Origin of the sequence: Thalassobaculum sp. OXR-137 (assembly GCF_034377285.1) — a bacterium.
In the GTDB taxonomy this organism is placed as follows: domain Bacteria; phylum Pseudomonadota; class Alphaproteobacteria; order Thalassobaculales; family Thalassobaculaceae; genus Thalassobaculum.
The window spans coordinates 5,229,705-5,243,770 of the sequence record NZ_CP139715.1; the positions used below are offsets into that span (position 1 = coordinate 5,229,705).

Annotated in this window: 13 protein-coding genes; 6 read left to right on the plus strand and 7 right to left on the minus strand. The window is 67.0% G+C overall.

What is annotated here, in order from left to right; genetic code table 11:
• Window positions 1-4 precede the first annotated feature (4 nt).
• Window positions 5-769 carry an RNA methyltransferase gene (locus tag T8K17_RS24220; protein WP_322332287.1) on the plus strand — a complete coding sequence of 255 codons (765 nt, stop codon included), beginning with the start codon at window positions 5-7 and terminating at the stop codon, window positions 767-769.
• Between the two features lie 31 nt (window positions 770-800).
• On the opposite strand, the gene T8K17_RS24225 is transcribed toward T8K17_RS24220, so the two are convergent.
• Window positions 801-1,679 (minus strand): hypothetical protein, encoded by an 879-nt coding sequence (locus T8K17_RS24225; RefSeq protein WP_322332288.1) that lies wholly within the window; start codon window positions 1,677-1,679, stop codon window positions 801-803.
• 71 nt (window positions 1,680-1,750) lie between these two features.
• A complete protein-coding gene (locus T8K17_RS24230) occupies window positions 1,751-2,716 on the minus strand; it encodes a UDP-glucuronic acid decarboxylase family protein (protein ID WP_322332289.1) in 966 nt (321 codons plus the stop codon).
• Between the two features lie 305 nt (window positions 2,717-3,021).
• Here T8K17_RS24230 and rpsD point away from each other — a divergent pair, with 305 nt between their 5' ends.
• The 5 genes from rpsD to T8K17_RS24255 all read left to right on the plus strand — a co-directional run bounded on the left by rpsD (window position 3,022) and on the right by T8K17_RS24255 (window position 10,868).
• Window positions 3,022-3,636, plus strand: a complete 615-nt coding sequence (gene rpsD, locus T8K17_RS24235) for a 30S ribosomal protein S4 (protein ID WP_322332290.1) — start codon at window positions 3,022-3,024, stop codon at window positions 3,634-3,636.
• 175 nt (window positions 3,637-3,811) lie between these two features.
• Window positions 3,812-5,125 (plus strand): tetratricopeptide repeat protein, encoded by a 1,314-nt coding sequence (locus T8K17_RS24240; RefSeq protein WP_322332291.1) that lies wholly within the window; start codon window positions 3,812-3,814, stop codon window positions 5,123-5,125.
• Between the two features lie 139 nt (window positions 5,126-5,264).
• On the plus strand, window positions 5,265-6,377 hold the full coding sequence (locus tag T8K17_RS24245) for an efflux RND transporter periplasmic adaptor subunit (RefSeq protein WP_322332292.1): 1,113 nt from the start codon (window positions 5,265-5,267) through the stop codon (window positions 6,375-6,377).
• Window positions 6,374-9,544, plus strand: coding sequence for an efflux RND transporter permease subunit (locus T8K17_RS24250; protein WP_322332293.1), 3,171 nt, complete (start codon window positions 6,374-6,376; stop codon window positions 9,542-9,544). Before T8K17_RS24245 ends, T8K17_RS24250 begins: the two co-directional genes overlap by 4 nt.
• Window positions 9,545-9,620: 76 nt before the next feature.
• Window positions 9,621-10,868 carry a sodium:proton antiporter gene (locus T8K17_RS24255; protein ID WP_322332294.1) on the plus strand — a complete coding sequence of 416 codons (1,248 nt, stop codon included), beginning with the start codon at window positions 9,621-9,623 and terminating at the stop codon, window positions 10,866-10,868.
• Here T8K17_RS24255 and pncA read toward each other — a convergent pair.
• The 5 genes from pncA to T8K17_RS24280 all read right to left on the minus strand — a co-directional run bounded on the left by pncA (window position 10,865) and on the right by T8K17_RS24280 (window position 14,015).
• Window positions 10,865-11,503: a bifunctional nicotinamidase/pyrazinamidase gene (gene pncA, locus T8K17_RS24260; RefSeq protein WP_322332295.1), complete on the minus strand. Its 639-nt coding sequence runs from the start codon at window positions 11,501-11,503 to the stop codon at window positions 10,865-10,867. The two genes, T8K17_RS24255 and pncA, sit on opposite strands and share 4 nt — an antisense overlap.
• Before the next feature lie 69 nt (window positions 11,504-11,572).
• Window positions 11,573-12,637: an ACR3 family arsenite efflux transporter gene (arsB, locus tag T8K17_RS24265; protein WP_322332296.1), complete on the minus strand. Its 1,065-nt coding sequence runs from the start codon at window positions 12,635-12,637 to the stop codon at window positions 11,573-11,575.
• Window positions 12,638-12,659: 22 nt separating this feature from the next.
• Entirely contained in the window at window positions 12,660-13,172 is a 513-nt protein-coding gene (locus tag T8K17_RS24270) for an arsenate reductase ArsC (RefSeq protein WP_322332297.1), read from the minus strand.
• Window positions 13,173-13,198: 26 nt separating this feature from the next.
• Window positions 13,199-13,585 carry a metalloregulator ArsR/SmtB family transcription factor gene (locus T8K17_RS24275; protein ID WP_322332298.1) on the minus strand — a complete coding sequence of 129 codons (387 nt, stop codon included), beginning with the start codon at window positions 13,583-13,585 and terminating at the stop codon, window positions 13,199-13,201.
• An 85-nt stretch (window positions 13,586-13,670) separates the two neighbouring features.
• The gene (locus tag T8K17_RS24280) at window positions 13,671-14,015 is read right to left on the minus strand and encodes a hypothetical protein (RefSeq protein ID WP_322332299.1); all 345 of its coding nucleotides are present in this window, start codon (window positions 14,013-14,015) and stop codon (window positions 13,671-13,673) included.
• Window positions 14,016-14,066 lie beyond the last annotated feature (51 nt).

Sequence of the window (14,066 nt, forward strand, 5' to 3'; positions counted from 1 at the left end):
GCGCATGGCGGGGACAGACCACGCCCGCTCCGTCGCCGGGGCCGGCCCCGCCATCGTTCTGGTGGAGCCGCAACTCGGCGAGAATATCGGCGCCTGCGCCCGGGCGATGCTGAACTGCGGCCTGACCGACATGCGGCTGGTCAACCCGCGCGACGGCTGGCCGAACCCCGCTGCCGAGGCCATGGCGGTCGGCGCCATCGAGGTGCTGGAGAAAGCGCGGGTCTATCCCACCACAGCAGAGGCCTGCGCCGATCTGACCTACGTCCTGGCGACGACCGCCCGGCCGCGCGGCGTGACCAAGGAAGCGCTGGTGCCGCGCGCCGCCGCCGCCCAGCTGCGCGCCCGGCTCGACGCGGATCAGCCGGTGGGCGTGCTGTTCGGCCCGGAGCGCGCCGGGCTGGTGAACGAGGACATCACCCTGGCGGACGCGGTGATCACCGTGCCGCTGAACCCCGGCTTCTCGTCCCTTAACTTGGCGCAGGCCGTGCTGCTAGTCGGGTACGAGTGGTTCCAGAGCGGCGATGCCACGCCGGACGTCCAGCTCATGTCCGACAGCCCGCCGGCGCCGGTGGAGACGCGGGAGTTCTTCTACAGCCGGCTGGAGGAGGAACTGGAGGAGGCCGGGTTCTTCTATCCCGAGCATCTGGGCCCGACGATGAAGCGCAACCTGCGCACCATGTTCGGCCGGGCCGGCCTGACCGACCAGGAGGTGCAGAGCCTCCACGGCGTGGTGAAGTCTCTCACCGGCAAGCGGCGGCGCGGACCCTAGAGTCCGTTCAAGAGCTTAAAGCCCGACCCGGCTACTGCGGGGTCCCTTTCGCCAACCTATTCTGCATCGCTTCCAGGCTGATCTGCTCGGGGCTGTCGAACATGGTCATGATGTAGCGCACGTCCCCGCGCGAGTAGCCGTCGGCCAGGAAGTGCAGGAAATAGCCGTTGAGCCAGGCTGCGGTGACGCAGAGGGCGATGATCGGCACGTGCTGGCGGGTCGAGCTGTTCATCAGGAACGGATAATTCTGCACCAGCTCCTCGCTCCAGATCTTGTTGAAGCGCGGGTCCAGCGGGCTGAGCAGGCCTTCCTGGAAGATCCGGTAGGACAGCCACATCTGCTCCATCGCCGAGAATTCGTTCTCCGTGCCGGTCTCGTAGACATCGCGCAGGAAGGCCCGTTGCCGGTCCGGGCGCAGGACCATCACACCGGTGTTGACCATGTCGGGCTGGTCTTCCGGCAGACCGGCCTCGGCATAGCGCTCCCGCGCGGTGGGGCCGCGGTCGCGCTTGAAGATGCCGCTGCCGTACCGGAACGCCCGGTCCCAGCGGTTCTCCAGGATCTCCGCTGTCGGCTGGGTGCTGGCGAACGGGACCGCGCCGATCCCCTCGGCATCGCCATAGCGCGCGACGATGCAGGGGGCGGAATGGAAATTCACGAAGATGTCGGCGTCGATCCAGACCACATGGTCGTATCCCTGCAGGCCTGGATGTTCCAGGATCAGGCATTTCTGCCAGTGCGGGGTGCGCTCGGCAGCACGCGGCGTCGGGTCGATGGGACTGTCGATCAGCACCAGATCGTAGCCGTGCTTGTCGGCATAGGCCACGACGCTCTTGCGATACAGAGTGTTCCACATCGACTGGTAGTCGCGGCCGATCACCATGGTGGTCAGCGCCTTGCGCCCCGCCATCTCGTCCCTCCCCTCGCCTGCCCGAAAGGCACCCTAGGCAGCCGCTAAGGCGGAAGTAAAGCGCGCCGGCTTCAACCTCCGGCGGCGATGACGCCCCGGAAGTAGTCGATTGTGCGCGCCAGCCCGTCCTCCAGCGCCATCGTCGGCTGCCAGCCGAGCAGGGCGCGGGCTCGGCCGATATCGGGGCGGCGCTGCTGCGGGTCGTCCTGCGGAAGCGGCCGGTGCTCGATCCGGGACGCCGATCCGGTCAGCCGGATCACGGTCTCGGCGAGCTCCAGCACCGTGCATTCGGTCGGATTGCCCAGATTCACCGGGCCGGTGACGTCGCCCGGGCTGGACATCAGCCGCAGCGTCCCCTCGATCAGGTCGTCGACATAGCAGAACGAGCGCGTCTGGCTGCCGTCGCCATAGAGCGTGATCGGGTCCCCCTTCAGGGCCTGCATGATGAAGTTGGAGACCACCCGGCCGTCCCGCGGATGCATCCGCGGGCCGTAGGTGTTGAAGATCCGCGCCACCTTGATGCCGAGACCGTGCTGTCGCCGGTAGTCGAAGAACAGGGTCTCCGCGCACCGTTTGGCCTCGTCGTAGCAGGCCCTCGGCCCGATCGGGTTAACGTTGCCCCAGTAATCCTCGGTCTGCGGATGCACGGTCGGGTCGCCGTAGACCTCGGATGTCGACGCCTGAAAGATCCGGGCGTTCAGCCGCTTGGCGAGGCCGAGCAGGTTGATGGCCCCGTGTACCGAGGTCTTGGTGGTCTGAACCGGATCGTGCTGGTAGTGAACCGGCGAGGCCGGGCAGGCGAGATTGTAGATCTCGTCCACCTCGACATAGAGCGGAAAGGTCACGTCGTGGCGGATCAGTTCGAAGTCCCGGTTGTCCAGCAGATGGGTCACGTTGGCCCGGGTGCCGGAGAAGAAGTTGTCGACGCAGACCACCTCGCACCCGTCGCGCAGCAGGCGCTCGCAGAGGTGGGAGCCGATGAACCCGGCCCCTCCGGTCACGAGGACGCGCTTTCGTCCGAAATAGTCCTGGCGCATGGGGTGCTGGGCTCCAAACTGGCGTCGACGCAGGCTACACGGGACGTATCCCGGTCGCCGGCGACAATATCCGCTCTGCGTCCGTGAGGCGAGGTCGCAGCGCCGATTGTCCCCGCCAACCCCACGGTGGGTTTGACATTTCCGGGACGATCCGTATAACGCGCCCATTCCTGAGAACGTGGAGCACGCCTACGCGCATGTTCCCGGCCCGGCCAAAGCGGTTGCTGCGTGCCGGATCACCCTATCGGGACAACCCGCCCAGCGGCCGAAAACGGCCAGTACCGGGCACAAGAAGGAGTGAAGCGATGGCCAAGCGCATCGCCGCGAAGCATAAGATTGACCGCCGCCTCGGCGTCAACCTCTGGGGCCGCCCGAAATCCCCGCTCAACAATCGCGAATACGGCCCGGGTCAGCACGGGCAGCGCCGCCGCAAGCCGACCGACTACGGCGTGCAGCTCATGGCGAAGCAGAAGCTGAAGGGCTACTACGGCAACATCGGCGAGAAGCAGTTCCGCAAGTACTACGCCGAGGCCGTCCGTCGTAAGGGCGACACCGGCGAGAACCTGATCGGCATTCTGGAGACGCGCCTCGACGCGGTCGTCTACCGCATGAAGTTCGTGCCGACCGTCTTCGCCGCCCGCCAGCTGGTCAACCACGGCCACGTCAAGGTCAACGGCAAGCGCGTGAACATCCCCTCCTTCCTGGTGCGGGAAGGCGACGTGGTCGAGGTGAAGGAAAAGTCCCGCGAGCTGCCGGTGGTCCTGGAAGGCGCGCAGTCGAACGAGCGCGACGTGCCGGACTACCTGGAAGTCGATCACAGCAAGATGACCGGTACCTTCACCCGGATCCCGAAGCTGGAAGACGTGCCGTACCCGGTTCAGATGGAACCCAGCCTCGTGGTCGAGTTCTACTCCCGCTAAACTACGGCGAACCGACAAATCGGCGATCGGCCGGCCTTTGTGGCCGGCCTTTTGCATTTCCGGCCCATACTGTCGCGGAATCCCGGCTTTCGAGCCCGGCCGGACCGGACGCCTTAACCAATTGTTCAGCGTATTTAGGCGTTATACGATCTAGTTTGTGGGGGAGAAAACGAGCATGGCGACGGCGAATGTTCAGACGCCGGCTCCAATCCTGGTCGTTCAGGCGATCCGCGCTCACCAGCTCGGGCACCTGGATGCGGCACAGGATCTGTACGATCGCGCCCTCGCGGCCGATCCGTGCGAGGTGGACGCCCTCAATCTGATGGGCACGCTGATGCTCCAGCGCGGCGACCTCGCCAGTGCCGTGCCGTATGCCGCCAAGGCAGTCCTCGTCGATCCCCGATCCCCCTACGCGCTGAATACCCTGGGCCTCGTCCTGAAACAGGCCGGCCAGCTCGCCGCCGCGGCGAGCTGCTATCAGAAAGCGCTGCTGATCGATGACGGTTTCGCCGACGCCTACAGCAATCTCGGCGTCATTCTGCGCGCGGAAGGCCATCTGCTGCGGGCGATCGAGTATTACCGCCGCGCCCTCGACCTCAACCCGACCCTGGGCGAGACCTACAACAACCTGGCCAATGCCTATCAGGAGATCGGCGAACTCTCCGAAGCGGTCGACGCCTATCTCCAGGCGGCGGACCGGATGCCGGAGAGCGACACCGTGCATTACAATGTCGCCCTCCTGCTGAACCAACAGGGCCTGACGGACGACGCGCTGACCCATCTGCGGCGGGCGCTGGAACTCAACCCCGCCCGCACCGACGCAGAGCATCTCGTCGCCGCCCTGGAAGGCCGCACCACGCGCCGGGCGCCCACCGACTACGTCCGGAACCTGTTCGACTCCTATGCGGCGCGGTTCGAAGCCGATCTGGTCGGCGACCTGCACTACCGCATCCATGTCGACATGGCCCGCCTCATCAACCAGCACCGACGCGGCCGGCGGTTCGGCCATGCGCTCGACCTGGGCTGCGGCACCGGCCTGTGCGGGGCGGAAGTCCGCGGCATCGTCGACCGTCTGACCGGGGTCGACCTGTCGGAGAACATGCTGCGTCAGGCCGAGGTCAAGGGCGTGTACGACGTCCTGCGCGCCATCGATATCGATCAGTTCCTGGAAGAGTGCGACCAGAAGGTGGATCTGGTCCTGGCAGGGGACCTGTTCATCTATGTCGGATCCCTGGACAGGACCATCGGCCTGATTGCCGACAGGCTGAACGAACGCGGATATCTGGTCTTCTCGGTCGAAGCCGAAGTCCCCGCCGCCTCGTGGATTCTGCGGCCGTCGGGGCGCTACGGGCACGGAGACGCCTATATTTCCGCCCTGATGGCGGAGAACGGGCTTCTGGTGGTGGACAAACTCCGGACCACCTTGCGCAACGAACGGGGCCGTCCCATCGACGGCATCATCTACTTGGCCGAAAAGATTCCGGCCTGACCGGCCAGACGGCCCTTTTCCCGCACCCTTGCCCGCCGCCGCCCCTTGATTATGCGCCGGAAGGGTCAACGTTGTCGGTGGCATTGTATACCGTTTCGCCCGCCGGAGCTCAGCGCGGGTCCGCCACCGGAGGGGCCGCATGAGTATTCTGCGCCAGATCGTCGTTGTCGGAGTGCTTGCGGCCCTGGCCGTGGCAGGCTGGACCTTTGCCCGCCCGCTCCTGTCCGACGACGAGACCGGCGCGTCCGGAGCCTCGAAGCCCAAGCCGGCCGCCGCGGTCGTGGCCGAAGTCACCTTCGCCGCGGAGCGGATCAGCCTGGAAGCCGTCGGCACCGCCCGTGCGGCGCAATCCGCCATCCTCTACGCCCCGGCCGCCGGCGAAGTGAAGGCCGTGAATTTCAGTGCCGACGAGACGGTCGCCGCGGGGGACGTGCTGCTCGAACTCGACCGCGAGGGCGAGGAGCTTGCGGTCGAGCTTGCCCGGGTCCGGCGGACCGATGCCGACCGCATCGTGCGGCGGCTGCGCAGCCTCAGCAGGTCCGGTGCCGTCGCCCAGGCGACGCTGGACGACGCCCTGACCACCCTGGAGGCCGCCCGCATCGCGCTGCGCCAGGCCGAGGTCGACTTGGCCGACCGCTTCGTCATCGCCCCCTTCTCCGGCCGCATCGGTCTGAGCGACATCGACGTCGGCGACCGGATCTCCTCCGATACCCGCATCGCCACCCTGGACGACCGGTCCTCGCTGCTTGTGCGCTTCGAAGTCCCCGAAGCGCTGCTCGGCCGGATCGCCGTCGGCGAAACCGCCTCGGTGGTCCCCTGGACCAGCGCCGACATCACGGCAGAAGGTACCGTCTACGACGTCGACAGCCGAGTGGACGAGGCCAACCGCTCCTTCACCGTACGCGCCCGGATCCCGAACCAGGACGACCGCCTGCGCCCCGGCATGAGTTTCCGGGTCAACCTCGATATCGAGGGTCCGGAGCGGCCTCGGGTCCCGGAAATCGCCATCCAGTGGGGCGGCGACGGTTCCTTCGTCTGGGTCGTCCGCAATGCCGAGGCCCGGCGCGTGCCGGTCACCATTCTCCAGCGCCAGGAAGCGCTGGTTCTGGTCGATGCCGACATCGACCGGGGCGATCTCGTCGTGGTCGAAGGCCTGCACCGGATGCGGCCCGGCGCGCCGGTGGAGATCCTGCCTGAGGGCGCGCGCACGCCGGCACCCATTCCCGCCCGCCTCCAGGGGGCAGGATCGTGAGCGACCCGACGCCGGCACCGGCGGCGGGCGTCAGCGATCTTCCCGCCCTCAGCGTGCGGCGCCCGCTGCTCGCCCTGGTCCTGAACCTGCTGATCGCGCTTGCCGGTGTCGCCGCCATCCTGGCGGTCGAGGTCCGCGAACTGCCCAATGTCGACCGCCCGATCGTCAGCGTGCGCGGTGTCCTGCAGGGCGCGTCGCCGGAGACCATGGACCGCGAGGTGACCAGCGTCGTCGAAGGGGCCGTTGCCCGAGTCAACGGCGTCCGCCAGATCCGCTCCTCCAGCGAGGAGAACAACTTCCGCATGCGCGTGGAGTTCGACCCCAGCGCGGATCTGGACCTCGCCGCGGCGGATGTGCGCGAGGCGGTCAGCCGGGTCCAGCGCGACCTGCCGGACGACGTGGAGCAGCTCGCCGTCGTGAAGGCCGATGCCGACGCCTCGCCGATCCTGCGCCTGGCGGTCCAGGGCGAGACGGTCAGCGACGAGGACCTGTCCAGGATCGTCGAGAACGACATCATTCCCGAGCTGATCTCGGTCGACGGCGTGGCGGACGTCACCATCTTCGGCGATCGGGAGCGCCAGCTCCGCGTCGTGCTCGACCCGCTGCGGCTGAGCTCCTACCAGCTCTCGGCCAGCGACGTGATCGACGTCCTGGAGAACGCGCCGTTCGACATTCCGGCCGGCAGCTTCGGCTCGGAGGATCAGGAACTGATCGTACGCGCCGACGCCACCGTGGAGACGGCGAGCGAGATCGAGGCGATCGTCATCCGCGACAACGTCCGCATCGGCGACATCGCCCAGGTTTTCTTCGGCCCGGAAGACCCCGAGAGCTATGTGCGGGTCAACGGTGCGCACGTCATCGGCCTCGGCATCATCCGGCAGGCGCAGTCCAACACGATCGACATCTCCAAGCGGGTCCACAGCACGGTCGACGGCCTCAACGCCCGCTTCGAGCGGGTCACCGTCAGCGTGACCTCCGACGACGCCCAGTTCATCGAGGGCTCGGTCGAGGAGGTTCTCTACACCCTGTTCCTGGCGGTGCTGATCGTCATCGCGACCCTGTGGATCTTCCTCGGCTCGCCCGCCGCCACGCTGATCCCCTGCGTGTCAATTCCGATCGCGCTGATCGGCTCGGTGGCGGCGATCTGGCTGCTCGGCTTCTCGATCAACATCCTCACCCTGCTCGCCCTGGTGCTGGCCACCGGCATGATCGTCGACGACAGCATCGTGGTGCTGGAGAACATCCAGCGCCGCCGCGCCCAGTCGCTCGGCGCCCGCGCGGCGGCGGTGCTCGGCTCGCGCCAGGTGTTCTTCGCCGTCATCGCCACCACCGCCACACTGGTCTCGGTCTTCGTGCCGATCTCCTTCCTGCCGAGCACCTCCGGCCGGCTGTTCCGCGAGTTCGGCTTCGTGCTGGCGATCGCCGTGGTGATCTCCTCCTTCGTCGCCCTGACCCTGGTGCCGGCCCTGGCAGCCCGCCTCGGCCCGGAGCGGCCCGGCCGGTTCGGCGTACGCAAGGCGCTGGGCCGCCTCGGCACCCGCCTCGCCGACCTCTATGCCCGCTCCCTGCGCGCCGTGCTGGCGGTGCCGCTGGTGGTCGTCGCGATCGCCCTGACCATCGCCGGCGGCTCCTGGCTCGCCTTCGAGCGGCTCGACCGGGAGCTGCTGCCGACGGAGGATCGCGGGTTCATCTTCATCTTCGGGAGCGGGCCGGACGGCGTCGGCCTGTCCTACAGCGACCGCCAGTCCGACCACATGGAAGCGGTGCTGCAGCCCTATCTGGACAGCGGCGAGATCGAGTCCCTGTTCACCATCGTCGGGCGCTACGACCTGAACCGCGTCTTCATTTCCGCCCCGCTGGCGCCCTGGGACCAACGCAGCCGGTCGCAGCAGGAGATCATGGACGAGATCCGTCCGAAGATGAACGCGATCCCCGGCATGCGGATCCGGGTCTACAGCTCCAACAGCCTGAACCTGAACACGAATGCCGGCGGGCTCGAGGTCGCGCTGATCGGCAACGACTATCTGGACCTGTACGAGGTCGCCAAGCGGATGTCGGTCGAGATCGAGGAGCGGCTACCCTATCTCTCCGATATCCGGATCTCCTATCAGCCGACCCAGCCGCAGCTTTCGGTCCGGATCGACCGCCGCCGAGCATCGGATCTCGGCATTCCGCTGGACGACCTAGCGGACACGTTGCGGGTGATGATCGACGGCCTGGACGTCGCCGATCTCAACGTGCGCGACGAGTCCATCCCGATCATCCTGGAGGCGCGCGGCGGCGCCATCGACGATCCCAGCGATCTGGTGAACCTGCATGTGCGCACCAGCCGCGGCACCCTGGTCCCGCTGTCCAGCCTCGTCACCCTCACCGAGGAGGGGGTGGCCAACGAGCTGGACCGGCACGCCCAGCGCCGGGCGGTGGAGATCGACGCCGACGTGCAGTCTGGCGTCACCCTGAAGGAAGCGAGCGTCGCTCTTCAGGAGATCGCCGAGGAAATCCTGCCGGAGGACATCGACCTGATCCTGCTGGGCGAAGCGGAGGCACTGGACGAGTCGGAACGCGAGGTGATGATCACCTACGCCATCGCCGTCGTTGTCGTCTTCCTCGTGCTCGTCGCCCAGTTCGAGAGCGTGACCAGCGCGGCCATCGTCATGCTGACGGTTCCCTTCGGCGTCTCGGCGGCGCTCTATGCCCTGCTGCTCACCGGGACGTCCATCAACGTGTACAGCCAGATCGGGCTGGTGATGATGATCGGACTGATGGCCAAGAACGGCATCCTGGTGGTCGAATTCGCCGACCAGCTCCGCGACCGCGGCTTCTCCGTCCGCGAGGCCGCGGAGCGGGCGGCGGTGGTCCGCCTGCGTCCCATCGTCATGACCATGGTGTCCACCGTGCTGGGCGGTCTGCCGCTGATCCTCAGCAGCGGGCCGGGGGCGGAGGCCCGCATGGCCATCGGCTGGGTGGTGTTCGGCGGACTGGGCCTGGCGGCGGTATTCACCCTCTATCTGACCCCGGTCGTCTATCTCGGCCTGGCCCGTCTGTCCCCGGCCCGTGCGAGTGGTGCCGACCGGCTCAAGCGGGAACTGGCCCAGGCCGAGGGGGTGGCGGATGTGGCGGAGGGAGACGAACCAGGCGCGAAGCCCCAGCCGGCGGGCGGCGACTGACGCTTTGCCCCGTCGGCGTCGAGGGTGATAGATACGGGGCATCCGTCGGTCGCCGGCGCCGATCCCTGAGGAACCCATGACGTCATTCGACATCGCCGCGATCCTGGTCAGCCTCGCGGCGGCCTGCGGGGTCCTGAACCATTTCGTGATCCGCCTGCCGTCGACCGTCGGCCTGGTGGTCATCGGGCTGGCGGCCTCGATGATCCTGGTGGCCCTCAGCGCGCTGATCCCCGGCTTCAGGGTCGACGAGGTCGTCCGCCAGCAGATCCTGGAGATCGACTTCGCCGACGCGCTGCTCAAGGGCATGCTCGGCTTCCTGCTGTTCGCGGGCGCGCTGCACGTGGATTTCGAATCCCTGCACGAGCAGAAATGGGCCGTCGCCCTGATGGCGACCCTCGGCGTGCTGATCTCGACCGCCCTGGTCGCTCTCGGCTTCCAGGTCCTGACCGGCGTTCCGATCCTGATCGCCTTCGTCTTCGGCGCCCTGATCTCTCCGACCGATCCGGTGGCGGTGCTGAGCCTGCTGAAATCGATCAAGGTGCCCAAGGCGCTGGAGACCAAGATTGCCGGCGAAAGCCTGTTCAACGACGGGGTGGCCTATGTCGTCTTCCTGATCGCCACCGCCGCCGCGTTCCGTCAGGCATCCGACGCGCCGATCACCGCCGTCGAAATGGCCGAGCTGTTCCTGGTGGAGGCGGTCGGCGGCGCGGTCCTGGGCGGTGTGACCGGCTGGATCGTCTACCGGATCATGCTGAAGATGGACGACTACGCCATCGAGGTCCTGCTAACCCTGGCGCTGGTGATGGGCACCTACTCGCTGGCCCACGCGCTGCACATGAGCGGCCCCATCGCCGTCGTCGTCGCCGGCCTGCTGATCGGCCACAAGGGCGTGAAATACGGCATGAGCGCCATTACCCGCGAGCACGTCGATGCGTTCTGGCGGCTGATCGACGAGATCCTGAACGCGGTGCTGTTCCTGCTGATCGGGCTGGAAGTCCTGACGGTCGCCTTCGACCGGACCTATCTGCTGTACGGGCTGGCGGCGATCCCGCTGGTTCTTGTCTCGCGCGCGGTGGCGGTGGGCGTGCCGATCGCCGCGCTCAGGCTGCGCCGGGCCTTCACGCCGGGCGTGGTTCCGATCATGACCTGGGGCGGATTGCGGGGCGCCATCTCGGTCGCGCTGGTCCTATCCCTGCCGGATCACCCGGAGAAGCCCCTGCTGCTGACGGCGACCTATGTGGTGGTGATCTTCTCCATCGTCGTGCAGGGCCTGACCACTGGCAGCGTGGTCCGCTACTACCTGCGCAAGACCGACGCCGCCTAACCCAGGACCGCCGAACTCTCGCCGATCACCGCTCCGACCTCGACCATCCCAGCCATGGCCGCGTCGAGGGAACCGGCAAGATCGATCGCCCGGCAGGCATCGGTCAGGATCACCGCCTCGAACCCCGCCATGCGGGCGTCCAGCACCGACCAGGCGACGCAGAAATCGGTCGCCAGGCCGGCGAAGAACAGCCGCTGGATGCCCCGCTCCCGCAGATAGCCGCCCAGGCCGGTCGGCGTGGTCTGATCGTTCTCCAGGAAGGCCGAATAGCTGTCGATCGCGCGCCGGTACCCCTTGCGGATGATCAGCTCGGCGCGGTCGAGCGCCAGATCCTTGTGCAGTTCCGCACCGGGGGTGCCCTGAACACAATGGTCCGGCCACAGCGTCTGGGTGCCATAGGGCATGGCGACCGTCGTGAACGGCTCCCGACCGGGATGTTGCGAGACGAAGGAAGTGTGATCCGCCGGGTGCCAGTCCTGGGTCGCGACCACATGGGCGAAGCGCTCGGCCAGCCGGTTCGCCAGCGGGACCAGCAGATCCCCCTCCGACACCGCCAGGGCGCCGCCGGGCATGAAATCGTATTGCAGATCGACGAGGACGAGACAGTCGGTTTCGGTCGGGGACATGGACGTCATGGGTCACTCCGCTGAAGGCGCTGGAGGGTAGCGCGGGTGCCGGCGCCCCGTCGATCCGTCAACCGGCGGTCATTCGGCGCGGAAGGCTCCCCGCGTGCGGTTGGCGAAGGCCACCAGCGACAGCATCACCGGCACTTCCACCAGCACGCCGACCACCGTGGCCAGGGCCGCCCCCGACTCCAACCCGAACAGGCTGATCGCCACCGCCACCGCCAGCTCGAAGAAGTTGGAGGTACCGATGAGCGCGCAGGGTGCGGCGATGGAGAACGGCACCCGCCAGACCCAGGCAGCGGCATAGGCGATGGCGAAGATACCATAGGACTGCAGCAGCAGCGGAACGGCGATCATGGCGATCACCATCGGCCGCTCGAGGATCACCTGCCCCTGGAAGCCGAAAAGCAGGACCACCGTCGCCAGCAGGCCGAGAATGGAGACCGGCTTGATCGCCCCGGTGAAACGGGCCACCGCCGCCTGCCCCTCGCCCCGGGAGGTCAGGCGCCAGCGGGTCAGCGCCCCGGCGACCAGCGGGATGACGACATAGAGGCCGACCGAGAGCAGCAGGGTTTCCCACGGCACGGCGATGTCGGTGACTCCCAGCAGCAGGGCGACGATCGGCGCGAAGGCAAAAACCATGATCACGTCGTTCACCGACACCTGCACCAGGGTGTAGTTCGGGTCGCCCTTGGTGAGCTGCGACCACACGAATACCATCGCCGTGCAGGGGGCCGCCCCCAGCAGGATCAGGCCGGCGATGTACTGCTGCGCGTCGGCCGGATCGATGGCGTCGGCGAACACCACCTCGAAGAACAGAACGCCGAGCCCGGCCATGGTGAACGGCTTCACCAGCCAGTTGACGACGATGGTGATCGCCAGCCCCTTGGGCTTGTCGGCGACGTGGCCGAGGCTGCCGAAATCGATGTTCACCATCATCGGATAGACCATGGCCCAGATCAGCACCGCGACGATGAGGTTGACGCGGGCGACCTCGACCGCCGCCAACGCCTCGAAGACGCCCGGAAGAGCGGAGCCCAGGGCAACGCCCCCGGCGATGCACAGGGCGACCCAGACGGAGAGCCACTTCTCGAAAAAGCCGATCCCGCCCGGTGCCGCCAGGTGTGTGCTGTCAGAGGTCATGTGCGTTCCATGGTGAGCCGCGTCACGCGGAACCGGACGGCTTTCGGCCCAGCTCGGTGAGACGCTGTTTGAGGGCAAGATTGTCGATCGACTGCAGGGGCAGGTTGACGAAGATCGAGATTCGGTTGCTGAGCATACGATACGTTTCGGAGAAGGCCAGACGTCGCTCCGCCTCCGTCCCCGTGGCTGCCGCCGGATCCGGCATGCCCCAATGGGCGGTCATCGGCTGGCCCGGCCAGACCGGGCAGGTCTCGGCCGCGGCATCGTCGCATACGGTGAAGACGAAGTTCATTTCCGGCGCGCCGGGAGCGGCGAATTCGTCCCAGCTCTTGCTGCGCAGGCCGTCGACCGGATGGTTCTGGCGTTTCAGCAGATCCAGGGCGAAGGGATGCACCGCGCCCTTGGGTTCGCTCCCGGCGCTGAACGCCCGGAAACGGCCGAGGCCCTCGCGTTGCAGAATGGCCTCCGCCAGGATGCTGCGCGCGGAATTTCCCGTGCACAGGAACAGCACGTTGTAGATCTTCTCGTCCGCCATACCCCACGCCTTCTATCGGGCCGGGGTCACTCGGCAGCGGTGCCCCCGGTCAGTTTCTCATCGCTCGATGCCGGCTTGCCGAGATCCCGACCGGCCGACGCAACCAATTGCAGCCCACAAAGCTCCGGGTGACCGGCGCAACAATCCTCGGTCAGGAAACGCAGCAGCCGTTGCACGCCCTCGGTCTCGACGGCGTAGAAGATGTTCCGCCGAACCCGCCAGGACCGCAGCAGCCCGGCACGCTCCATCTGCGCCACATGGAAGGAGACGTTGGACGGGGCGAGGCCGGCCGCCAGCGCAATATCGCCTGCAGCCATGCCCGCCTCGCCGGAGCGCATGAGCGCCCGGAAGATCGTCAGCCTGTTCTCATGCGCCAACGCAGCGAAGGCACCGATTGCCTGTTCCTCGACCATACTCATATTTCAAGTATCATTGAATCGTTACAATTGGATGACGTCAACGAAGATCGGTTTCGACGTGCCCGGCGCCGACCACAGCTCATTGATTGTCCTCCTCGATCTCGGACGAGCGCAGGACCAGGAGGGTAAGATCGTCGCTTTGGCGGATGACGTCCTGCAGGTCGTCCCAGGACGTCTCGATCCGGCAGCGGTATTCGCCCCCCATACGTTCGCAGACGACGATGTCGAACCAGGCCTCGGTCTTGGCGAGTTTCACCCGATACCGGTTATGGACCTGAAGCTCGGCGGTGGAGGCGATACGGGTACCGTTCACCGAAAGATCCACGACGCGGGCGGCGGGATCGAGGTCCTGGCCCTCGACCGTCCCGACGGTCGCGAGGGTTTCGGTTTTTCGGCGTTCGAAGATTCGGCGGTCCTTGCTCATGACGGATCCATCGTTTCATGGTCATCGGAAAAAGCGTTGACCCTGCCCCTA